Genomic DNA, 21,110 nt, shown 5'->3' with positions numbered 1-21,110 from the left:
GCGGGCGTTTCGTTTCGGACGGTCGTACAGATTGCCGGGTGGCGCGGGGGCGCGAGCGGCAGTATGGGGCCGGTCCGGGACTTCGACGGCTGACGAGCGACGGCTGGGGGCGCGTGTGACACGGCGGTGGCGTACGGCGGCGGGATGGCGGGGCATCGGCATGGCGGCCGCCCTCGCCCTGACAGCCCTGCTGACGGCACTGCTGCCGGCCTCTCCGGTTGCGGCGGACGGCGGCAGCGGCTATGCCTTCGCCCCGGGCGCCCGCACGATCACCGGAGCGACGGGCACCGCGGCCGCCGTACCGCTGGAGCCCGGTACGACCTACCGCAGCACCCTGCCGGACAAGGGCGGGCTGTACTTCCGCCTCGAACTCGCCGCCGCCAGTACGGCCTACGTCCCCGTCACCGCCGTCCCGTCGGCCGACGCCACCGTCTCCGCGAGCGACGGCATCGGAGTCTCGATCGAGGACGCAAACGGGGTCTCCTGCGGCTACGACGGCGCCCGCTTCGGCGCCGGACTGAGCCCCCGGCCGGTCACGGCGCTGGGGCGGCGGGACACGGGCAAGGCGCTGTGCAAGGACGCGGGCACCTACTACGTCATCATCGAGCGGCTCGCGTCCGGCTCGGGGACCACCTCCCCGGGCAGCTGGGACCTGGAGATCGCCCCCGTCACCGAACCGGGCCTGGCCGGGGCCGGCGCCACCACCGCCCCCGAGACCTGGGACTCCGCGTCCCCCGAGCCGCTCACCGGCGACCCCGACCGCCGCACCGCGGGCGCCGGCTTCACCACGGCCCGCACCCTCGGCACGGGCGTCTGGCAGACCGGCATCACCCCGGGCCAGACCCTCTACTACGCGGTCCCGGTCGACTGGGGACAGCAACTGCACGCCACCGTCGACCTGGGCAGCACCAGCGGCGACGCCCACGGCTACGTCAGCGCCGCGCTCAACCTCTCCCTCTACAACCCCGTCCGCGGCTACGTCGACGACGTCTCCCTCGGCTACGACGGCACCCAGAAGTCATCCTCCCTCGACCCCCTGCCACCCGTTTCGTACGCCAACCGGTACGCCGTCTCCGGCGAGGAGAACTCCGTCCGCTTCGCCGGCGCCTACTACCTCGTCGTTCATCTCACCGGGCAGACCGCGGACACCTTCGGGAAGGGGCCGTACGACGTGACACTCCGGGTCCGCGTCGACGGCACTCCGAACTCCGGTCCCGACTACGCCGGTTCGCCCGTCCCGAAGGACGTCTTCGACCCGCCGTCGGACCAGGGCGGCGGCCTGGTCGCCGCGGCCGGCGGCGGCGAGCACAACACGACGGCGATGCGGGTGCTCGCGGCCGGCGGGATCGGCACGGGTACGGCTCTGCTCCTCGTCCTGGGCGTGTGGACGCTGACCGCGCGTCGCGCTCAGATCCGGGTCAACGCCCAGAAACCCACGGCATAACAGGCCAGCGCCAGCAGCAGGATGGGCACGGCGGCCTTCGCGGGCGGACCGGGCCGAGGCACCCGCCGCCGACGCCGGCCGTGCGTACGCACGGCCGGCCGCGCGGGCTGCGGCGCGGGCTGCGGGTCGCGGGCGGTGTAGGTGGCCGTGGTGGTGGTGTCGGCATGCGGCTGGGCCGGGGGGAGGGGTTGTGCGGGGAGCCAGGGGGTGTGGGGCTGCGGGACGGGGGAAGCGTCCGGGAGCTGTGCCTGTGCCTGTGCCTGCGGGTTGATGTACGGCGGGAACGGCGGTGTCGGCTGCGGCAGTTGCGGCGGCTCCGCGTGCGGGGTGGGAGGTACCGGCGTCTGGGGCAGCGGAAGCCGGAAGCTGCCGGTGTCGGACATGCCGGCCGGGGTTGAGGACGAGCCGGTGGATCCGGTGGAGGTGACCGGGGGAGCGTCCGCGTGACCTGCCCGGGCTCCGGCCGCCGAGCCGGGGTCTGTGCCGGCCGCGGTACCGAAAGCGGCCTCTGGTGCCACGCCGGAAGAGGTTTCCGGCGCCGTGCCGTAACCCGTAGGGGCGGGCGCCTCTGAAACCGGTCCGTTTCCTGGCGCCGTGCCCGATTCCGAACCTGCCCCTGTCCCTGTCACCGCGGCCGTACCCGGGGCAGCCCCCGAACCCGCGGCCGCCTCCGTCGTACCCCCAGCGGCGGCCGTCGTCCCGGTCGACCCGGTCGCGCCCCTCGCCGTATCGATCCCCGATGCCACTCGCAGCGGGCCCTCGGGTGCGAACCCCGGTGGCAGTGGACCCAGTTGGTCGAAGATTTCGATCGACTCGTCGTCGATGCCCGGCTCCGGGAGGAGTTCCATGGCCTGGGCGAGGGCCTTGCGGGCGCCCGTGGCCGTGCGGAAGCGGGACTCGGGGTTGGGCTGGAGAAGGGTGGCGACGACCTGCCAGAGGGGGTCGGGAATGCCCTTGGGCGCTCCAGGCGTGCCGTGTTCGGCGAAGTGCTGGACGAGCGCCTTGGCGTCGGGCTTGGCGCCTTCCAGGAGGAACAGGGCGACCAGGCCGACGGCGAACAGGTCTGCCGCGAAGTCGGGCTCGGCGCCCAGGAGTTGCTCGGGGGCGATGTAACCCGGCGTCCCGACCACGAGGTTGGTCTCGGTCAGCCGGGCCTCGCCGAACCGCATGGCGATGCCGAAGTCGGAGAGGCGCAGGCGCGGTCGGGCGGTGCCGCTGGCCTCCAGCAGGATGTTCGCGGGCTTGATGTCCCGGTGGACCACGCCCTCGGCGTGCACCGCGGCGAGGCCGGAGAGCAGCTGGTCGAGGAGCGTGCAGACGAACGCGGGGGGCAGGGGACCGTAGTCCCCGACGAGGTGGACCAGCGAGCCGCCGGCGACCAGGTCCATCGTGAACAGGACCTTGTCGTCGTCGGCGGCCCAGCTGGCCGGAGCCAGGACATGGGGATGGTCGATGCGCAGCGCCTGCTCCCGCACGAAGCGCAGAAGTGCGTGGGCGTCGCTCTGCTGGAGCACCTTGGCGGCCACATAGCGCTTGCGCCGGTGGTCCCAGGCACGCCAGACGGCGCCCACGCCGCCATGACCGATCGGGTCGGCCAGTTCGTACCGGCCTGCGAAGACCTCACCCATGACTGCCCGTAGCCCTCCCCCTCTAGTCCCCCCTGCCACACCCCCCTTGCTTCCCCCGGATGAGCGATACGACCCCTCTCGCGTGACCCCCTCGGCCAGGGCCGGGCCCCGCCCGGTTCACCGGACCCCCTCCGGTGTACCGGGCCGTGACTCAGCTCTGGTGCGACTGGTAGTGCGTGACCGCGTCCGAGGTGCGGCCGGCGCCGTAGACCCGGAGGAACTCCGCCAGCTCCGGATGGGTCGGAGCCAGCGTGTCCGCCGCGTCGATGATGTCACCGGCGGCGGCCACCGAACGCAGCAGCGACTGGATCTCGCGGACCACCCGCTTGACCGTGGGCGCTCCCGAACCGCTCGTCGTCTGCGTGGTGTTGCTGAGCACCGAGCCCCCCTGGGACTTCTTGATCTCGTCCATCCGCTCGGTCGCCTCGGCCGCGCTCACGCTGCCGTCCGCGACCTGCGCCGCCAGGTCCTGGAGCAGCTGCACCCGCTGGACCACGGCCGGGTTGCCGATCTTCGCCCGCTGTCCGCTCATCAGCTGCGACAGCATGGGTGCGGACAGTCCGAGGACCGCCGCGAGACGTGCCTGGTTGAGCCCCAGGTCGTCGATGAGCTTACGGAAGAGCGCCCCCAGCGGCTCTCCGTACCAGTTCCGCTGCAGCTCCCGCGCTCTGGCGGTGGCTTCCTGCTGTGCGGCGTCCATTGCGTCTCCCCATCGCTTCCCCAAAAAATCCACGGTTCGCTACAGCGAACCTCGTCGAGCATCTTACGGAGCGTGGTCATCCGGGGGGACCCCCAATCTTTTTGTGAGGTACGGGGGGTGAACCGGTAGTCTGGTCCCCGGCACCGACCAGCGGACCTTTCGCTCGGCCGGCCGCTTCCCGTACGGGGCCTTAGCTCAGTTGGTAGAGCGCCGTCTTTGCATGGCGGATGTCAGGGGTTCGACTCCCCTAGGCTCCACAGCCTCAGACCCCTCTGAACTGCGAAAACGCAGTCGGAGGGGTCTTTTTGTCCCCGTTTTCCGTCAGGGTTCCGGTGTGGAGCCGCCGCCTGGAGCAGGGGTTCAGGGACCGATGCCCCGACGAAGATCCGCGCGCACCATACGTGCCGGGGCGGCTACGTCACGTGAGCGACCGCGTCCGTGCGCTCCCCCTGTGCACCCTGGTCGCGCCCCGGAGGCGGGGCGCACCGCTTCACCGGCGTTCAACCGCTCGATCACGACGAACAGGGTCGTTTCCGGCGCGGGCGGCTGAGTTCGATATGCCCCTGACCCGTCACCTGTCGGTGTGCGGAGATGTCGCGGGCAGTTCGACGGTGATGCGCATCCCGCCGCCGGCGCGTGGGCTGAGGGTGAGTGTCCCGTCGTGCGCGCGGGTGATGGTCTTGACGATGGCCAGGCCGAGGCCGACACCAGCGTGGTCGGTGCGTACGCGTTCGGTGCCGCGCTGGAACGGCTCGGTGAGTGTCAAGGCCAACTGGGGGGTGATCCTTTGGCCGGTGTTCTCCACCGTGAGCACCACAGCCCTGGGACGGACACCGGTATGAACCCACACGGTGCCCTGTTCAGGCAGGTTGTGGACGATCGCGTTGTGCACGAGGTTCGTGGTCAGCTGGAGCAGCAGCGCCGGCGATCCGATCGTGGGGGTGATCTCGCCGGAGGTCTCGATGGTGACGCCGTTCTTCTCCGCGAGGGAGAGGAGCGTCTCGGTGGCTTCTTCCGCCATGAGGGACAGATCGACGTGCTCCCGGGTGAAGGACCGTTGGCCGGCGCGGCTCAGCAGGAGCAGTGCCTCGGTAAGGTCGATCGCTCTGGTGTTGACGGCGTGCAGGCGGTCGATGATCTCGCCGGTGGCGTTGTTCGGACCGGCGCGGGCCACGTCGAGAAGTGTCTTCGAGATCGCCAGCGGGGTGCGCAGCTCGTGCGAGGCGTTGGCTGCGAATCTCTGCTGCTCGGCGATGTGTGCTTCGAGCCGCGCGAGCATCGTGTCGAAGGCGTCGGCGAGTTCACGGAACTCGTCCCTGCGGCCCGGCAACCGGATCCGGTGGGAAAGCGATCCGTCCGTGGCCAGACGGGTGGCATCCGTGATGCGGGTCAGAGGAGCGAGCATCCGGCCGGCGAGGATCCACCCTCCCACGAGGCCGAACACCAGCAGGAACGTCAGCACGGCGATGGCCGTCGGGGCGAAGGTGCGCACGACGGCCAAGCGGTAGTCGGGCTCGAAGACGAGCCCGGGGTGGGGCACCCGGTTCAGGAACACCCACACCGCCGCCAGCAGCAGGGCGCCCGCCAGCATGACGAACCCGGCGTAGCTGAGGGTGAGTTTGAGGCGAGCGCTCGGCCCAGGGGCTCTATCCACGGTCTCCGCCCTCGTACCCGGCCTCCGGGCGGGTGTCGATGCGGTAGCCGACGCCTGACACGGTGGCGATGACCCGGGGTTCGCCCAGACGCTTGCGCAGCGCCGAGACGGTGATGCGCACGGCGTTGGTGAACGGGTCGGCGTTCTCGTCCCACGCGCGTTCCAGGAGTTCCTCGGCACTGACGACACCGCCTTCGGCAGCGACGAGGACTTCGAGGACCGCGAACTGCTTCCTGGTCAACGCGACGTAGCGGCCGTCCCGGTAGACCTCTCTGCGGAACGGGTCAAGGCGCAGACCCGCGATGTCCCGCACGGGAGGCCGGTGGTGGGCACGCCTGCGGTCCAGTGCCCTGAGCCTGAGCGCGAGTTCCTGGAGCTCGAACGGTTTCGTGAGGTAGTCGTCGGCGCCGAGTTCGAAACCGGAGGCCTTGTCGTCGAGACGGTCGGCCGCGGTGAGCATGAGGATCGGCATGCCACTGCCGGAGGCGACGATGCGGGTGGCGATCTCGTCGCCGGAAGGGCCGGGGATGTCGCGGTCGAGGACGGCGATGTCGTAGCTGTTGATGCCCAGCAGTTCCAGAGCGGTCTCGCCGTCACCCGCGATGTCCGCCGCGATCGCCTCCAGGCGCAGGCCGTCGCGGATGGCTTCTGCCAGAAAGGGCTCGTCCTCGACGATCAGCACACGCATGTCACTGATGCTAGGAGTCGGCACATATCGTCCGCGTATCGAAAACCGCATACGCGCGGGCAACACCGCACTGCCTTGACTGGCGGCACGACGTCAGAAACGGACGGCTTACGCCGGAGTGATCGAGGACAGACGATGACGCAGATCGACACGGCGGACACGGCGGACACGGCGGACACGGCGGGCGCGGGGGGCGCGGCGGAGAGCGGACAGGACGGCCGCGGCCGCCGCCCGGACACCGGGTCCGTCACCCGGCGCGCGGGCATCCGCCGGGACACCGGCGCAGCGACCTGGCGCGCGCGCATCCGCCGGGCGATCCGCAGCGGCACCCGGCCCGGGCCCTGGAAGCGTGGCCGGGTACTCGCGGCGCTGGCGCTGCTCCTCGGCCTGCTCATGCTGCTGCACGCCGAGATCCCGAACCGGATCGGGCACCTCGGCAGCCTGGTGGAGACCCTCCTGCCATGGTTCGGCCTGTTCGTCCCGGTGCTGCTGGCCGGGGCCCTGTGGCGCCGCTCCGCCGCCGCGGTGGCCGCGCTGCTGCTGCCGGTCGCGGTATGGCTGAACCTCTTCGGCGGGCTGCTCGCCGACAAGTCCCACCCAGGCAGTGATCTCGTCGTGGTCAGCCACAACGTCGACGCCGGCAACCCCGACCCGGCCGGCACCGCCCGCGACCTGGCCGCCTCCGGCGCGGACGTGCTGGCCCTGGAGGAGCTGACCGAGCAGGCCACGGGCACGTACGAGAAAGCGCTGGCGAAGACGTACCCGTACCACACGGTGCAGGGCACGGTCGGGCTGTGGAGCAGGCTGCCGCTGTCGGACACCCGGCCGGTCGACGTCAAGATGGACGCAGGGCCGCTGGCGGACACCAAGCCGGCCGACGTCAAGATGGGCTACAACCGGGGGCTGCGGACCACAGTGGCCACGGATCACGGGCCGCTGGCGGTGTACGTGGTCCACCTGGGGTCCGTACGGGTCCTTCCCAGCACGGGCTTTTCGACGGCCCAGCGGGACGCCGGCGCCCAGGCGGTCGCCGCGGCCGTCGCCGCCGACCGGAACAAGCGGGTGGTCCTGCTCGGCGACCTGAACGGCACCCTGGACGACCGCGCGTTCAACGGCCTCACCAAGCAGCTGCACTCCGCCCAGGACACGGCCGGCGACGGCTTCGGCTTCAGCTGGCCGGCGAAATTCCCGGTGGCGCGGATCGACCAGATCCTCGTCCGCGGCGTACGGCCGCAGAGTTCGTGGGTACTGTCGGCCACCGGCAGCGACCACCTGCCGGTAGCGGCCGGAATCAGCTGGTGAACACACGGGAAGCGTGACGGGCGGCATGCCCTGCAGCGAACGAACAGCGGGCACAAAAGGGAAGTAAAAGGGGAGCAAAACCCCCTCCGACCTGCGGACACGCGGATCAGAGGGGGTTCTTGTTTCACGTGAAACGCTCGGCTCAGCGCTTCTTGTCGTCGCGGGACGCCTGCTCCTCCGCCTCCTTGGCCTGGACCTCGGGGTGCAGCGGAGAACTGCCGTCCACCGAGCCGAGACGGCCCGAATCCGGAACCTCCGTGGCAGCGGGAGGCTCGACCAGCCAGTCCGGGTTGGCCTGCTTGTCCCACCACTTCCACGCGACGAAGGCGGCACCCGCCAGCACACCGAACACGGCGAACGCCTTGAACGCACGGCCGTACGCAGAGCGCCGCTCGTTCCTGCGCGCCAGCTTCTCGATCTCCTCGGCCGAGACATTGCCACGCAGCGCGGCCAACGCGGCAGCACCCCGCGCCGACGCCTCATCACGGACGGGCCCGGCCGCCGCCACGGCCTGCTCGAACCTGGGACGTGAATAGTCGGCGGCCTGCCGGGCCGCCTTACGGGTCAGATCGGCAGCGTCGTGCGCAGCCTGGTCCACCATCGGCGGCACATGCGTCCGCGCCTGCTCCAGACGCGGCACGAGACGGGCGTCGTACTGGACGCGGGCCTGCTCAGCGGCCTGCGACACCACGGGCGCGAGCCGTACGCGTGCCTCCTGCGCGTAGTACGCGGCACGCTCCTTGGCCGTGTCGGCGTAGGGCGCCACCACTTCCGCGGCGTGCCGCACGCTGTCCTTCGCCGAGCTGGTCGCGGCGCGCACGCTCTCTTTGCGGGTCACGGGTTTCCTCCTCCTCGGTGGCGTACGGTATTTCGACTTTCCACCCTTTTAGGGATCATGCCTGTCCCCGGACCAAGCGGCGCGCGAGGACGGGCATACGGGTGCAACCGGAACTAAGAGGGGCTTGTCGACGACAATGCCACGGATCGGTGCCCAGCGCTCCGCCTCGGCGGGGATCTGAGGACTCCGCCGGGTTTCCGCAAGCGATTCGTGAGGATCCGCGCCAGGAGGCCGCAGGCGGGCCACCAGGCCGCCGTACCGTGCGAGGATCGTGGCGGGCAAACCCAGCACCGGGTTACACCCGAGCACACGAGAGCACAACGGAAGGCGGACCGTGGCCGAGCAGCTCTACGCCACTCTGAAGACCAGCCTCGGCGACATCGAGGTCCGGCTCTTCCCGAACCACGCGCCGAAGACCGTCAAGAACTTCGTCGAACTGGCGCAGGGCGAGCGTGAGTGGACGCACCCGGCCACCGGCACGGTCTCCACCGACCCGCTCTACGACGGCACGGTCTTCCACCGAGTGATCAGCGGCTTCATGATCCAGGGCGGCGACCCACTCGGCACCGGCATCGGCGGCCCCGGCTACAAGTTCGAGGACGAGTTCCACCCCGACCTCCGCTTCGACCGCCCCTACCTGCTGGCCATGGCCAACGCCGGCCCCCGCACCAACGGCTCCCAGTTCTTCGTCACGGTCAATCCCGCGCCCCACCTCAACCGCAAGCACACCATCTTCGGCGAGGTCGTCGACGCGGACAGCCAGAAGATCGTGGACAAGATCGCCTCCGTGACCGTCAGCGGACCGAACAAGCGCCCCGAGAACGACGTCGTCATCGAGACCGTCCTCGTCGACAAGCGCGAGAGCTGATCCGACAGAAGGAAACACCCCGGGGAAGCGCCCAAAAGGAAGCACCCGAAGGGAACCAAACGCCCCGCCCGTCCGTAAGGATGTGCGGGGCAGAGTATTGCCCACGACAAGCGAGGGGACCCCATGGAGGACCAGGCGGCAGGCAGCGCACGCGACGCTCACAGCCTGCCCATGTGCTACCGGCACCCGGACCGGGAGACGGGCGTGCGCTGCACCCGCTGCGAACGCCCCATCTGCCCCGAGTGCATGGTCAGCGCCTCCGTGGGATTCCAGTGCCCCGAATGCGTCCGCGGCACCACCGGCGGCCAGAGCGGCCCGCCCCTCGCCGACACCCGCCCGCGCACCATCGCCGGCGGCACCGTCACCGCCGACCCACGGCTGCTCACCAAGATCCTGATCGGCATCAACATCGCCGTCTTCCTGGTCCAGCTCTCCGTCGGAGACAGCTTCACCAACCGCTTCGAGCTGATCGGCCAGGCCTGGTTCCCGCAGTACGGCGACATCGAAGGCGTCGCACAAGGCCAGTACTACCGGCTGCTGACCGCGATGTTCCTGCACGACAGCTCGAACCCCATGCACATCGCGTTCAACATGCTCAGCCTGTGGTGGATCGGCGGCCCCCTGGAGACCGCCCTCGGGCGCGCCCGGTACATCACGCTCTACGTCGTCTCCGGCCTGGCCGGCAGCGCCTTCACCTATCTGCTCGCCGCCCAGAACCAGCCCTCGCTCGGTGCCTCCGGCGCGATCTTCGGCCTCTTCGGCGCGACCGCGGTGCTCATCCGCCGGCTCAACTACGACATGCGGCCGATCATCGCCCTGCTGGTGATCAACCTCATCTTCACCTTCAGCGGCGGAATCGCCTGGCAGGCCCATATCGGCGGCCTGATCGCCGGTGTCGTCACCGGCTACGCGATGGTGCACGCCCCGCGCGAGCGGCGGAACCTCATCCAGTACGGCACCTGTGCGCTGGTCCTGGTGGTGGCCCTCGTCCTGACGGTCGTCAGGACCGCCCAGCTCACCTGACCGGACCCTGACCGGCCCGGCCTCGCGCTCGGTTCGCCTGTTCACGGCGGCTCGCCGCACCGATACCGAACCGTTGTCCACAGTCGGTGGCGGATCTTGTGCACAGGGTGCGTGCACAACTGTGCCCCCTGACCCTCACTTGCGTTTCCGCAGGTCAGGGAGGGGGCGAACAGTTACACGAAGGGCGTTGTGGTAGTCGTACCGGCGTCAACGCCCTACGGGTTATCCACAGATCGTCTTCTTTTCCCCAGGTCCATGCACAGGCCTGTGGATAACTCAGTGAACAGCCCTGGGCAGAGCTACTTCCACTGCGTGGAAACGCCGAAGCCGGCCGCGATGAAGCCGAAGCCCACGACGATGTTCCAGTTGTCGAGGCTGTCGATGGGCAGTGAACCGTCGGTCACATAAAAGACGACGATCCAGGCCAGTCCGATGAGGAACATGGCCAGCATGACCGGTGCGACCCAGCCGCGACTGTTCAGTTTGAGGGTGGTCGCCTGCTTCGCCGGGGGCGGCGTGTAGTCGGCCTTCTTGCGGATACGTGACTTCGGCACGAGGGTCTCTCCTGTCGATGCGCTGCGTGGCCGCGCAGGTAACTGGGTCGGGCTCGGAGCAGCGTACAAGGGGACAGTAAGGGCGCACTGACCGCTCCCCCGGGCGTCCGTTAGCGTAGTGCTTCCGTGGCGCCGAAGGAGATAAGGGTACGTTGAGCAATTCTGCCGACTCCAACGCGACCGGATCAACGGGTGCGGACCCGGTCCGCAAGGGTGGCTTCCGGCCGGTGCGGATTCTCACCGTCGCCGTCTTCGCCCTGGCCGGTCTTCTCTTCTTCACCAGCTTCAACACGGCCAAGGGTACGGACATCCGCTCGGACGACAATCTGCTGAAGCTGTCCGACCTGATCCAGGAGCGCAGCCGCAAGAACAAGGAGCTGGACGAGTCCAACGCGGGCTCGCGCGAGCGGAACGAGAAGCTGGCCGAGCGCGACGACGGTTCCAGCAAGGCCGACGACGACGAGCTCTCCGGGCTGGAGAAGGCCGCGGGGACCCAGAAGCTCACCGGCGACGCGATCACCGTCACGCTGAACGACGCTCCGCCGAACGCCACGGCCAAGCTTCCCGGCTATCCCGAGCCGCAGCCCGACTACCTGGTCATCCACCAGCAGGATCTGCAGGCCGTGGTGAACGCGCTGTGGCAGGGCGGCGCCCAGGGCATCAAGGTCATGGACCAGCGGCTGATCTCCACCAGTGCCGTGCGCTGTGTCGGCAACACCCTGATCCTCCAGGGCCGGGTGTACTCGCCGCCGTACAAGATCCAGGCGGTGGGGGACCCGGCGAAGATGCAGCAGGCGCTGGCGGACTCCGAGGCGATCCAGAACTACATGGTGTACGTCAACGTGTACGGCCTCGGCTGGAAAGTCACCGAGGACGGGGCGGTGACTCTGCCGGGCTACTCGGGCACAGTGGATCTGCACTACGCGAAGCCTGTGGGGTAAGCAGCTCGTCGTCTTCTGGAGCCGCCGGTGCGCGTGATCGTCAGGACCGTCAGCGAGCTCTGCATCACCATCGGTACGCTCATAGTCCTCTTCGTCGTGTATGTGCTGTTCTGGACCGGTGTGAAGGCCGACAGTGTCATGCATGACCAGATCGACCGGTTACAGCGGCAGTGGTCGGACAGTGCCACGGTGCACCCCACTGCCAAGGCGTCCGACGCTCCCGCCGAGCCGGCCGCGTACCACTACGGCAAGCCTTTCGCGATCATGTACATCCCTCGGTTCGGTTTCACGTGGAACAAGCCGGTCCTGGAGGGCACCGGCACCGATGTGCTGAAGAAGGGCCTCGCCCACTACGCCCGTACCGCCCGGCTGGGCCAGGAGGGCAACTTCGCGGTCGCCGGCCATCGGCGCACGTACGGCGACCCGTTCCTGGACTTCCCGAAGCTGCGCGGGGGCGATGCGATCGTGCTGACGGACGGTACGACCTGGTTCACGTATCGGATCGACAAAGGCCCCTACAAAACAGTTCCGACGGACGTTGAAGTGATCGACCCTGTGCCACGTAAGTCGGGGTATACGCGTCCAGGCCGCTATCTCACGCTGACCACGTGCGATCCGGAATGGGGGCACAGCCATCGGCTGATCGTCTGGGCGCATCTGGACTCCACGCAGCCTGTGGAGGCAGGCAAACCCAAGGCGCTGCGCCGTTAGTCTGGTGCAGTACGGCGGGATTCTGGTGCCGTGGTGGAACGGAAGGGACGGCATGTACGGCTGGATCTGGCGGCATCTGCCGGGCAGCGCGTGGCTGAGGGCGTTGATCTCACTCGTGCTGGTCCTGGCCGTGATCTATGTCCTCTTCCAGTACGTCTTCCCCTGGGCCGAACCGCTGCTGCCCTTCAACGATGTGACGGTGGACAACCAGTGAGCGCGCGGATTCTCGTCGTCGACAACTACGACAGCTTCGTCTTCAACCTGGTCCAGTACCTGTACCAGCTGGGCGCCGAGTGTGAGGTGCTGCGCAATGACGAGGTGTCGACGGCGCACGCCCAGGACGGCTTCGACGGTGTCCTGCTGTCGCCGGGGCCCGGTACGCCGGAGGAGGCGGGCGTGTGTGTGGACATGGTCCGCCACTGCGCCTCGACCGGGGTGCCCGTCTTCGGTGTCTGCCTCGGCATGCAGTCGATGCAGGTGGCGTACGGCGGTGTGGTGGACCGGGCGCCGGAGCTGCTGCACGGTAAGACGTCGCTGGTCGAGCACGAGGGCAGGGGGGTTTTCGACGGGCTGCCGACCCCGTTCACCGCGACCCGCTACCACTCGCTCGCCGCCGAGCCGGCCACTGTGCCTGCGGAGCTGGAGGTCACGGCCCGTACCCACGACGGGATCATCATGGGGCTCAGGCACCGTGAACTCCCGGTCGAGGGGGTGCAGTTCCATCCCGAGTCGGTGCTGACCGAGCACGGGCACCGGATGCTGGCCAACTGGCTGGTGGTGTGCGGTGACCAGGGGGCCGTGGCGAGGTCGGCGGGGCTCGCCCCGGTGGTGGGCAGGGCCACGGCGTGACCGCGCTGCGCCCCGAGCGCGAGACCGATACCTCGTACGGGGGTCAGTCGTACGGGGGGTCGAGTGCGCTCGGGGAGACGGCGTATCTGCCGCCGGCCGACGAGGAGACCGTGGCGCTGCGGATCCCCGATCCGCCGCCTATATCGGCTTCTGCGGGCACGGCAGCCTCTTCTGCCCCCGGACTCCCAGGGGGCGGCCGTGCGGCCCGCAGAAAGGCAGCCAAGCGGCGTGGTGGCCGTCATGGCGGCGTGTCGGAGGCGGCGCCGTCGGAGAACCGCTCGTCGGGGCGGCCGCTCTCCCGGGTCGAGGCCCGTCGGCAGGAGCGGTTGCGCAAGCCGAGTCCGGCCGTCATGGCGAGCCGGGCGATAGGCGAGGTGTTCATCACCACCGGTGTGCTGATGCTGCTGTTCGTCACCTACCAGTTGTGGTGGACGAACGTCCGGGCCCATGCCCAGGCGGGCAAGGAGACCAGCAGCCTCCAGCAGGACTGGGCGAACGGCAAGCGGGCCCCGGGTGTCTTCGAGCCGGGTCAGGGTTTCGCCATCCTGCACATCCCCAAGCTGGATGTGGAGGCGCCGATCGCCGAGGGCGTCAGCAACAAGAAGGTTCTCGACAAGGGCATGGTCGGTCACTACGGCGAGGGTGCGCTGAAGACCGCGATGCCGCAGGACAAGACCGGTAACTTCGGTCTCGCCGCGCACCGCAACACGCATGGTGAGCCGTTCCGGTACATCAACAGGCTGGTGGCCGGTGACTCGGTCGTCGTCGAGACACAGGACGAGTACTTCGTGTACAAGGTGACGTCGATGCTGCCGGTGACGTCGCCGAGCAACGTGAGTGTGCTGGACGCGATTCCGAAGGGTTCGGGTTTCAGCAAGGCGGGCCGGTACATCACCCTGACCACCTGCACACCGGAGTTCACCAGCAAGTACCGGTTGATCGTGTGGGGCAAGATGGTCGAGGAACGCCCGCGCAGCAAGGGCAAGCCAGACGCGCTCGTCGAGTAAGGGCAGAGGCAGAGGAACAGTGGCAGCGACGGCCGACGACACCGAAGAGCAGACCGACGTGCCGGACGGGGCGCCCGTGCCGGGCCGTCGGCCGATCGGCCCGATCGCGATGGCGGTCAGCGTCTTCGGCGAACTCCTCATCACGGCGGGCCTGGTGCTGGGCCTGTTCGTCGTCTACTCGCTGTGGTGGACGAACGTCGTCGCGGACCGCAAGGCGGACCGGGAGGGCGACAAGGTCCGTGACACGTGGGCTCAGCAGGACACCGGTCCGGGTGCGCTGAACACGAAGAACGGCATCGGGTTCCTGCACGTGCCGTCCATGAAGAACGGTGAGGTGCTGGTCGAGAAGGGCACGTCGACGGACGTCCTGAACGACGGGGTGGCCGGCTACTACACCGACCCGGCCAAGGCCATGCTCCCCACCACCGGCAAGACCGGCAACTTCACCCTCGCCGCCCACCGGGACGGTCACGGCGCGAAGTTCCACAACATCGACAAGGTCAAGGTCGGCGATCCGATCGTCTTCGAGACGCGGGACAAGTGGTACGTCTACAAGGCGTACTCGGTCCTCGCCGAGACCTCGAAGTACAACGTCAAGGTCCTCTCCCAGGTCCCCAAGGAGTCCGGCAAGACCAAGCCGGGCCACTACATCACCCTGACGACCTGCACGCCGGTGTACACGAGCCGGTACCGGTATGTGGTGTGGGGCGAGCTGGTGCGGGTGGAGAAGGTGGACAGCGAGCGGACACCACCGAAGGAACTGGACTGACTGAGGTCCTGCAAGGACCTCGGTCGCCTAGCATGGCGAAGGCCCGAAGCCGCAACTTTCTCTTGCGGCTTCGGGCCTTGTCGCCCGGGTTTACCTCAGGCCCTTGAAAGGCGCTCCCGCGCTCCATGCCTCCAAGTCGTGGCGGTCCACCATGACGACCCCGCTCAGTTTGGCGACGGCCTGGGCTTCGCCGTTCTTCCTCCAGGAAGCTGATGCGGCGATGGTGCTGGCACAGCCTGCGTTCCACGTGCTCGATGTCCTGCCGGAGCTCGATGAGCTCACGGCGGTGTTCGCCTGCGGAGGAGATGAGGGCGTTGAACATCGGGACGACGGTCTTGCCGAGGATGTGGGTGATGCGCTGGTCGATGCGGTCGTCGAGAGCCTGGTGGTCGGCCGGGACCGGGTTTTCCACAGGCTGTGTCCGGGCCAGGTACTCCATGTCGAGGAGGTACACACGCACCTGACGTGCGACTTCGCTGTCGCGGAGGAGCATGGCGACGTTGAGGACGGCTCGGCGGGAGTAGAGAGTGAGGCTGGAGCGAGGCTGTGGATAACCTCCGGGATAGCGTGACAAGATGTCACGCTTAAATTCCGCGAGGTCGTGGCCCTTGAGCGTGACCATGCCATTGAGTGAAAGTTCGTCCTGATGCCGTGCCTTGAGCTGCCGGACTGCCTCGACGGTGACCTCGAAGTACGCCGCCACCATCGCCGTAGTCACATGCATCCCGTCCGGCAGCAGTGACAGCGCTTTCACTTTGTCGAGTACGTCGGTTCGCTCCAGCACGCTGCTGCGCAGGCTCTTCGATTCCAGCAGTGCTGATTCGTTGATCACGGTTCTGCCCTTCTGTCGGGGTGAGGGCAGAGCACCGGCACCCCACCCCATCCGATCAACGAGTCCACGCAGGGGAAGGCACGATCGAGCAGGGAACTGGTGTGCGGCGGCGGTGCAAAAGGCGAGCCCCGGCGTCCTTCCGGGAGGAGGGGCGCCGGGGCTCTGGTGAACGGGGGCGGGGTCAGCCGCTGGTACCGCCGAAGAAGTTGGTACCGCCGTTGTTGTTCCCGTTGTTGTTGCCGGTGCTCACCGTGGTGAGGGTGATCTGTGTGCTGCCGGGGTCGTCGACGCCGGTGTTGGGCTGCGGGTCCTGGTTGGTGACGATCGCGTTGTCGCTGGAGTCGCCGTTGAACTGGATGTTGGTGAAGCCGGCCGCCTGCAGGGTCTGCCTGGCCTGGCTCACCGTCTGGCCCCGCACCTCCGGCACGGCCGTCTGCTGCTTGGCCTTGCCGATCTGGATGTTCACCGCGGAGTTCTTCTTGACCTGCGTACCGGCCACCGGGTCGGTCGAGACGACCTTGCCGACCAGGTTGGCGTCGTCGGTGTCCACCTCGGTGCAGTTGCCGACCAGGTTGTTGGCCGTCATCTGTGCCTTGGCCTCGTCGCAGGACTTTTGGCTGACGTCGGGGACGGTCGACTTCTCCTCGGCCTTGGCGACCGTGAGGGTGATCGTGGTGCCCTTCTGGACTGCCTTGCCGCCGATGGGGTCCTGGTCCAGGACGGTGTCCGGGTCCTCGGTGGAGGTGCGGGTCTCCGTCTTGACCACGAACTTGTAGTCGTCGCTCTCCAGCTTCGACTTCGCGTCGTCGAGGCTCAGGCCGATCACGCTGGGTACGGAGACCTTCGGGGCGCCCGTCGAGACCACCAGGTTGATCGTGTCGCCCTTGTTGACGTCCGAGCCCTCGGTCGGGTCCTGGGAGCAGACGCTGCCCTTGGGCGCGTTGTTGCAGGCCTTCTTGGTCGGTGTCCCCAGCTTCAGGCCCGAGTTCGTGGCCATCTTCTGCGCGTCCGCGTAGGTCTGGCCGACGAAGTTCGGGGCGGCGAAGGGTTTGTCCGCGCCGTTTCCGCTGACCACCCATTTCCCGATCAGGATGGAGCCGACCAGCACCAGGATGCCGGCGACCACGAGCAGGATCGTGGAGGTGTTGTTCTTCTTCTGCTGGCGGCGGCGGTCCGGGCGTTCGTCGTAGCCGTAGCCGCCGTCGTCCGGGTTCATCGGCGGCAGCATGGTGGTCGCGCCGGCGTCGGAGCGCAGCGCGGTGGTCGCCTGGTCGTCCGGGTAGCCGTAGCCCACCGAGCCCATCGCCGCGGTGGCGGCGACCGGCTGGCCGTCGAGGCACGCCTCGATGTCGGCGCGCATCTCGTCGGCCGACTGGTAGCGGTAGTTCGGGTCCTTGACCAGGGCCTTCAGGACAATGGCGTCCATCTCGGGCGTGATCTCGGGGTCGAACACCGACGGGGGCTGCGGTTCCTCGCGGACGTGCTGGTAGGCGACGGCCACCGGGCTGTCGCCCACGAACGGGGGCCGTACCGTCAGCAGCTCGTAGAGCAGGCAGCCCGTCGAGTAGAGGTCCGAGCGGGCGTCGACCTGCTCGCCCTTCGCCTGCTCCGGGGAGAGGTACTGGGCGGTGCCGATCACGGCCGCGGTCTGGGTCATGGTCATGCCGGAGTCGCCCATGGCGCGGGCGATGCCGAAGTCCATGACCTTGACCTGGCCGTTGCGCGTGAGCATGACGTTCGCCGGCTTGATGTCACGGTGGACGATGCCGCTGCGGTGCGCGTACTCCAGGCCCTGGAGGATGCCGATGGTCATTTCCATCGCGCGCTCGGGCAGCAGCTTGCGGCCGGAGTGCAGCAGCTCACGGAGCGTCGAACCGTCTACGTACTCCATGACGATGTACGGGATCGAGACCCCGTCGATGTAGTCCTCGCCCGTGTCGTAGACCGCGACGATCGCGGGATGGTTGAGCGAGGCGGCCGACTGGGCCTCCCGGCGGAACCGGGCCTGGAAGGACGGATCGCGCGCGAGGTCAGCTCGCAGCGTCTTCACCGCCACCGTGCGGCCGAGCCGGGTGTCATGTGCGAGGTATACCTCCGCCATGCCACCGCGGCCGAGCACGTGGCCCAGTTCGTACCGGCCGCCGAGGCGACGCGGCTCTTCCATAGTTCCCTACCAGCCCTCTCCGTCGGTCCCGACCGGCACGGGTGTGCGGTCGGAGGCTGCCGTCCGGGCCTACCGTACCCGGCTGTGTTTGTGTGACCTGGCCAAGCCCGTAACCCGATACAGGACCGGTATCGCAACGTGCGTCGATGTGAAGGAGACGTGAGCGGTGTCACGTCCCGCGGCACCGGAGCGCCGCGGCGGGCGGGGTCACTTCTTGGAGTTGATGACCGCCTCCATCACGCTCTTCGCGATCGGGGCCGCGAGGCCGCCGCCGGAGATGTCGTCACGGTTGGCGTTGTCGTCCTCGATCACCACGGCGACGGCGACCGGCTTGCTGCCGTCGGGGAGCTTGGCGTACGAGATGAACCAGGCGTACGGGTTCTCGCTGTTCTCCACACCGTGCTGGGCGGTACCGGTCTTGCCGCCCACGGTGACGCCGTTGATCTGCGCGTTCGTGCCGGTGCCCTCCTTGACGACCGTCTCCATCATGGACTGGAGGATCTGGGCGTTCTCGGAGGACAGCGGCTGGCTCAGTTCCTGCGGGTCGGTCTGGGAGATGGTGTCGACGCCCGACGACTGGAGCTTGTCGATCATGTACGGCTTCATCAGCTTGCCGTCGTTGGCGACCGCGGAGGCGACCATGGCCATCTGCAGCGGGGTCGCGGCGGTGTTGAACTGGCCGATCGAGGACAGTGCGGTCTGCGACTGGTTCATGTCGTCGGAGAAGGTTGAGGCGCTGGAGCGGACCGGGGTGAACTGCTCGGCGTCGAAGCCGAACTTCTTGGCCTCGGCGAGCATCTTGTCGTTGCCGAGGTCGGCGCCGATCTTGCCGAAGACGGTGTTGCAGGAGTACCGCAGCGCGATCCGCATGGTCGCGTTCTTGCAGGGGATGCTGCCCTCGTTCTTCAGCTCGGTGGTGGTGCCGGGCATGACGTAGGGCAGCGGGGACTTGGTGGCCTCGTCGGCGGAGGTGTACAGCCCGTTCTGGAGCGCGGCCGCGGCGGTGACCACCTTGAAGGTGGAGCCCGGCGGGTAGGTCTCGCGCAGCGCCCGGTTCAGCATCGGGTCGTTGGGGTTGTACTTCTTCTGGAGCTTCTTCCAGGCCTCGGCGTCGGTGTTCGAGCTGCCGGCGAAGGCCGAGGGGTCGTACGACGGGTAGGAGGCGAGGGCCAGGATCTTGCCCGTGGAGGGGTCCAGGGCGACGACGGCGCCCTTGCCGCCCTGCTTCTTCAGCCCGTTGTAGGCGGCGGACTGGGCGGCCGCGTTGAGGGTGGTGACGACGTTGCCGCCCTGCTTCTGCTTGCCCGTGATCATGTCGAGGGTGTTGCGGAAGAAGAGCCGGTCGTCGTTGCCGGTGAGGATGCCGTCCTCAACGGACTCCATCAGGTTGGCGCCGAAGGCCTGGGAGGCGAAGCCGGTGACCGGGGCCCACATGGGGCCGTCCTTGTACGTGCGCTTGTACTTCAGGTCGTTGAGACCGGAGGAGTTGGACGCCGTGGAGCCGGTGATCGGGTTGCCGTCGACGATGATGTCGCCGCGCGGGGTGGAGTAGCGGGCGATCGTGACCCGGCGGTTGGCGGTGTCCTCGCGGAGGGTGTCGGCCTTGACGTACTGGAGCCAGTTGTCGCGCAGCAGCAGGGTGAGGACCAGGAGGCCGCAGAAGATCGCGATCCGGCGCAGGGGCTTGTTCATGAGGGGCGGACCACCTGGGTCATCTCGGCGTCGGGGTTGGCGGCAGGGGCGGGGGCCGGGCGCCGTGCGGTGTCGCTGATGCGGATCAGGATGCCGATCAGGGCCCAGTTGGCGATCACGGAAGAACCGCCGTACGCGAGGAACGGCATGGTCATACCGGTCAGCGGGATGAGGCCCATGACACCGCCGGAGACGACGAACACCTGGAGGGCGAAGGCGCCGGAGAGGCCGATGGCGAGCAGCTTGCCGAACGGGTCGCGGGCGGCGAGGGCGGTGCGTACGCCGCGTTCCACGATCAGGCCGTAGATCAGCAGGAGCGCCATGATGCCGGCCAGGCCCATTTCCTCGCCGAAGGTGGCGAGGATGAAGTCGGAGTTGGCGGCGAACCGGATGAGTTCGGAGTGGCCCTGGCCGAGGCCGGTGCCGAGGGTGCCGCCGGAGCCGAACGCCCACAGGGCCTGCATCGCCTGCTCGGAGTGGCCGGCGACGCCCTTCTGGGAGAGCGCGTACTCCTTCATCGGGTTGAGCCAGGCCTGGACGCGCTGCTGGACGTGCGGTTCGAAGCTGGCCACGCCGACCGCGCCGGCGCCCGACATCAGCAGACCGAAGACGATCCAGCTGGTCCGCTCGGTGGCGACGTACAGCATGATGACGAACATTCCGAAGAACAGCAGCGAGGTGCCGAGGTCGGTCTCGAAGACCAGGATCAGGATCGAGATGAACCAGACGACCAGGATCGGGCCGAGGTCGCGGCCGCGTGGCAGGTACAGGCCCATGACGCGGCGGCTGGCGAGGGCGAGCGCGTCGCGCTTGACCATCAGGTAGCCGGCGAAGAACACCGCGAGGACGATCTTGGCGAACTCACCGGGCTGGATGGAGAAGCCGGCGACGGAGATCCAGATCTTGGCGCCGTAGATGTTCTGGCCGAGGCCCGGTACCAGCGGCAGCAGCAGCAGGAAGAGCGCGCCGACCATGGAGATGTAGGTGTAGCGCTGCAGGGCGCGGTGATCCTTGAGGAAGATCAGCACGACGATGAACAGGGCGATGCCCATCGCGGTGTACAGCAGCTGGCGCGGTGCCGCGGTGCCCGCCTGCTTGATCGACTGGAGCAGCTTGGACTGGTCGAGCCGCCAGATGACGACGAGTCCGAGCCCGTTCAGCAGGGTGGCCAGCGGCAGCAGCAGCGGGTCCGCGTAGGGGGCGAACTTGCGGACGGCGAGGTGGGCGACGCCGGCCAGGAGGCCGAGGCCCAGGCCGTAGCTCAGCAGCCCTGCGGGGACCTTGTCGTTGATGGCCAGGCCCACGTTGGCGTAGGCGAACACCGGGATGAGGACGGCGAACACCAGGAGCGCGAGCTCGGTGTTGCGTCGGCTCGGTGTGCCGATGGAGCCGATCGTGGACGTGTGGTTCGTCGACGTGTTGGTAGTACTGCTCATCGTGTGACGG

At 68.4% G+C, this 21,110-nt stretch carries 20 protein-coding genes and 1 tRNA gene; 12 read left to right on the top strand and 9 right to left on the bottom strand.

Annotated features, from left to right (window positions below; genetic code table 11):
* The first annotated feature begins 115 nt into the window (after positions 1 to 115).
* Positions 116 to 1,444, top strand: coding sequence for a hypothetical protein (locus tag ACFWXC_RS06620; protein ID WP_384474068.1), 1,329 nt, complete (start codon positions 116 to 118; stop codon positions 1,442 to 1,444).
* Here the strand turns inward: ACFWXC_RS06620 and ACFWXC_RS06615 are convergent.
* Together ACFWXC_RS06615 and ACFWXC_RS06610 are read right to left on the bottom strand one after the other, a co-directional pair.
* Positions 1,408 to 3,072, bottom strand: coding sequence for a protein kinase (locus ACFWXC_RS06615; RefSeq protein ID WP_384474065.1), 1,665 nt, complete (start codon positions 3,070 to 3,072; stop codon positions 1,408 to 1,410). The genes ACFWXC_RS06620 and ACFWXC_RS06615 overlap by 37 nt on opposite strands.
* Positions 3,073 to 3,223: 151 nt before the next feature.
* Complete coding sequence (locus ACFWXC_RS06610) at positions 3,224 to 3,772, bottom strand: transcriptional regulator (protein ID WP_046727633.1); 549 nt, start codon at positions 3,770 to 3,772, stop codon at positions 3,224 to 3,226.
* A 184-nt stretch (positions 3,773 to 3,956) separates the two neighbouring features.
* On the opposite strand from ACFWXC_RS06610, the gene ACFWXC_RS06605 reads away from it, so the two are divergent.
* Positions 3,957 to 4,029: transfer RNA gene (locus ACFWXC_RS06605), tRNA-Ala, on the top strand.
* A 314-nt stretch (positions 4,030 to 4,343) separates the two neighbouring features.
* Here ACFWXC_RS06605 and ACFWXC_RS06600 read toward each other — a convergent pair.
* Positions 4,344 to 5,426, bottom strand: a complete 1,083-nt coding sequence (locus ACFWXC_RS06600; protein WP_384474061.1) for a sensor histidine kinase — start codon at positions 5,424 to 5,426, stop codon at positions 4,344 to 4,346.
* Positions 5,419 to 6,114 carry a response regulator transcription factor gene (locus tag ACFWXC_RS06595; RefSeq protein WP_384474058.1) on the bottom strand — a complete coding sequence of 232 codons (696 nt, stop codon included), beginning with the start codon at positions 6,112 to 6,114 and terminating at the stop codon, positions 5,419 to 5,421. The genes ACFWXC_RS06600 and ACFWXC_RS06595 overlap by 8 nt, the downstream gene beginning before the upstream one ends.
* A gap of 135 nt (positions 6,115 to 6,249) precedes the next feature.
* On the opposite strand from ACFWXC_RS06595, the gene ACFWXC_RS06590 reads away from it, so the two are divergent.
* A complete protein-coding gene (locus tag ACFWXC_RS06590) occupies positions 6,250 to 7,416 on the top strand; it encodes an endonuclease/exonuclease/phosphatase family protein (RefSeq protein WP_384474055.1) in 1,167 nt (388 codons plus the stop codon).
* A 142-nt stretch (positions 7,417 to 7,558) separates the two neighbouring features.
* Here the strand turns inward: ACFWXC_RS06590 and ACFWXC_RS06585 are convergent, their stop codons facing one another.
* On the bottom strand, positions 7,559 to 8,254 hold the full coding sequence (locus tag ACFWXC_RS06585) for a DUF5324 family protein (protein WP_384474052.1): 696 nt from the start codon (positions 8,252 to 8,254) through the stop codon (positions 7,559 to 7,561).
* A gap of 334 nt (positions 8,255 to 8,588) precedes the next feature.
* Here ACFWXC_RS06585 and ACFWXC_RS06580 point away from each other — a divergent pair, with 334 nt between their 5' ends.
* Positions 8,589 to 9,122, top strand: coding sequence for a peptidylprolyl isomerase (locus ACFWXC_RS06580; protein ID WP_384474049.1), 534 nt, complete (start codon positions 8,589 to 8,591; stop codon positions 9,120 to 9,122).
* 123 nt (positions 9,123 to 9,245) lie between these two features.
* A complete protein-coding gene (locus tag ACFWXC_RS06575) occupies positions 9,246 to 10,145 on the top strand; it encodes a rhomboid family intramembrane serine protease (protein ID WP_384474047.1) in 900 nt (299 codons plus the stop codon).
* Positions 10,146 to 10,444: 299 nt separating this feature from the next.
* On the opposite strand, the gene crgA is transcribed toward ACFWXC_RS06575, so the two are convergent.
* Positions 10,445 to 10,699: a cell division protein CrgA gene (crgA, locus tag ACFWXC_RS06570; RefSeq protein WP_351695929.1), complete on the bottom strand. Its 255-nt coding sequence runs from the start codon at positions 10,697 to 10,699 to the stop codon at positions 10,445 to 10,447.
* Positions 10,700 to 10,851: 152 nt separating this feature from the next.
* Here crgA and ACFWXC_RS06565 point away from each other — a divergent pair, with 152 nt between their 5' ends.
* The 7 genes from ACFWXC_RS06565 (at position 10,852) to ACFWXC_RS06535 (ending at position 15,547) form a co-directional block, all read left to right on the top strand.
* Positions 10,852 to 11,640, top strand: a complete 789-nt coding sequence (locus tag ACFWXC_RS06565; protein WP_384474043.1) for a DUF881 domain-containing protein — start codon at positions 10,852 to 10,854, stop codon at positions 11,638 to 11,640.
* A gap of 27 nt (positions 11,641 to 11,667) precedes the next feature.
* Complete coding sequence (locus ACFWXC_RS06560) at positions 11,668 to 12,351, top strand: class E sortase (protein WP_384474039.1); 684 nt, start codon at positions 11,668 to 11,670, stop codon at positions 12,349 to 12,351.
* A 52-nt stretch (positions 12,352 to 12,403) separates the two neighbouring features.
* Positions 12,404 to 12,565 carry a hypothetical protein gene (locus ACFWXC_RS06555; RefSeq protein ID WP_384474036.1) on the top strand — a complete coding sequence of 54 codons (162 nt, stop codon included), beginning with the start codon at positions 12,404 to 12,406 and terminating at the stop codon, positions 12,563 to 12,565.
* Complete coding sequence (locus ACFWXC_RS06550) at positions 12,562 to 13,200, top strand: aminodeoxychorismate/anthranilate synthase component II (RefSeq protein ID WP_384474033.1); 639 nt, start codon at positions 12,562 to 12,564, stop codon at positions 13,198 to 13,200. Before ACFWXC_RS06555 ends, ACFWXC_RS06550 begins: the two co-directional genes overlap by 4 nt.
* Positions 13,197 to 14,207 (top strand): class E sortase, encoded by a 1,011-nt coding sequence (locus ACFWXC_RS06545; protein WP_384474029.1) that lies wholly within the window; start codon positions 13,197 to 13,199, stop codon positions 14,205 to 14,207. Before ACFWXC_RS06550 ends, ACFWXC_RS06545 begins: the two co-directional genes overlap by 4 nt.
* A 19-nt stretch (positions 14,208 to 14,226) precedes the next feature.
* A complete protein-coding gene (locus ACFWXC_RS06540; protein WP_384474026.1) occupies positions 14,227 to 14,976 on the top strand; it encodes a class E sortase in 750 nt (249 codons plus the stop codon).
* Positions 14,977 to 15,127: 151 nt separating this feature from the next.
* Positions 15,128 to 15,547 (top strand): hypothetical protein, encoded by a 420-nt coding sequence (locus ACFWXC_RS06535; RefSeq protein ID WP_384474023.1) that lies wholly within the window; start codon positions 15,128 to 15,130, stop codon positions 15,545 to 15,547.
* A gap of 442 nt (positions 15,548 to 15,989) precedes the next feature.
* On the opposite strand, the gene pknB is transcribed toward ACFWXC_RS06535, so the two are convergent.
* The 3 genes from pknB to ACFWXC_RS06520 form a co-directional block, all read right to left on the bottom strand.
* Positions 15,990 to 17,972: a Stk1 family PASTA domain-containing Ser/Thr kinase gene (pknB, locus tag ACFWXC_RS06530; protein ID WP_384474020.1), complete on the bottom strand. Its 1,983-nt coding sequence runs from the start codon at positions 17,970 to 17,972 to the stop codon at positions 15,990 to 15,992.
* A 207-nt stretch (positions 17,973 to 18,179) separates the two neighbouring features.
* Positions 18,180 to 19,664 carry a peptidoglycan D,D-transpeptidase FtsI family protein gene (locus tag ACFWXC_RS06525; RefSeq protein WP_384474017.1) on the bottom strand — a complete coding sequence of 495 codons (1,485 nt, stop codon included), beginning with the start codon at positions 19,662 to 19,664 and terminating at the stop codon, positions 18,180 to 18,182.
* Complete coding sequence (locus tag ACFWXC_RS06520; RefSeq protein ID WP_384474014.1) at positions 19,661 to 21,100, bottom strand: FtsW/RodA/SpoVE family cell cycle protein; 1,440 nt, start codon at positions 21,098 to 21,100, stop codon at positions 19,661 to 19,663. The genes ACFWXC_RS06525 and ACFWXC_RS06520 overlap by 4 nt, the downstream gene beginning before the upstream one ends.
* Positions 21,101 to 21,110: the final 10 nt, after the last annotated feature.

The sequence above is a fragment of the Streptomyces sp. NPDC058683 genome, from assembly GCF_042716195.1.
In the GTDB taxonomy this organism is placed as follows: domain Bacteria; phylum Actinomycetota; class Actinomycetes; order Streptomycetales; family Streptomycetaceae; genus Streptomyces.
This window is presented reverse-complemented; position numbering and strand designations above follow the sequence as displayed.

Bases quoted from the DNA above. Each gene is read 5' to 3' on its own strand.
- ACFWXC_RS06555 (WP_384474036.1), top strand. From the start codon at position 12,404: ATGTACGGCTGGATCTGGCGGCATCTGCCGGGCAGCGCGTGGCTGAGG.
- ACFWXC_RS06615 (WP_384474065.1), bottom strand. From the start codon at position 3,072: ATGGGTGAGGTCTTCGCAGGCCGGTACGAACTGGCCGACCCGATCGGT.
- pknB (WP_384474020.1), bottom strand. From the start codon at position 17,972: ATGGAAGAGCCGCGTCGCCTCGGCGGCCGGTACGAACTGGGCCACGTG.
- ACFWXC_RS06520 (WP_384474014.1), bottom strand. From the start codon at position 21,100: ATGAGCAGTACTACCAACACGTCGACGAACCACACGTCCACGATCGGC.
- ACFWXC_RS06535 (WP_384474023.1), top strand. From the start codon at position 15,128: ATGACGACCCCGCTCAGTTTGGCGACGGCCTGGGCTTCGCCGTTCTTC.
- ACFWXC_RS06610 (WP_046727633.1), bottom strand. From the start codon at position 3,772: ATGGACGCCGCACAGCAGGAAGCCACCGCCAGAGCGCGGGAGCTGCAG.
- ACFWXC_RS06525 (WP_384474017.1), bottom strand. From the start codon at position 19,664: ATGAACAAGCCCCTGCGCCGGATCGCGATCTTCTGCGGCCTCCTGGTC.
- ACFWXC_RS06595 (WP_384474058.1), bottom strand. From the start codon at position 6,114: ATGCGTGTGCTGATCGTCGAGGACGAGCCCTTTCTGGCAGAAGCCATC.
- ACFWXC_RS06575 (WP_384474047.1), top strand. From the start codon at position 9,246: ATGGAGGACCAGGCGGCAGGCAGCGCACGCGACGCTCACAGCCTGCCC.
- ACFWXC_RS06590 (WP_384474055.1), top strand. From the start codon at position 6,250: ATGACGCAGATCGACACGGCGGACACGGCGGACACGGCGGACACGGCG.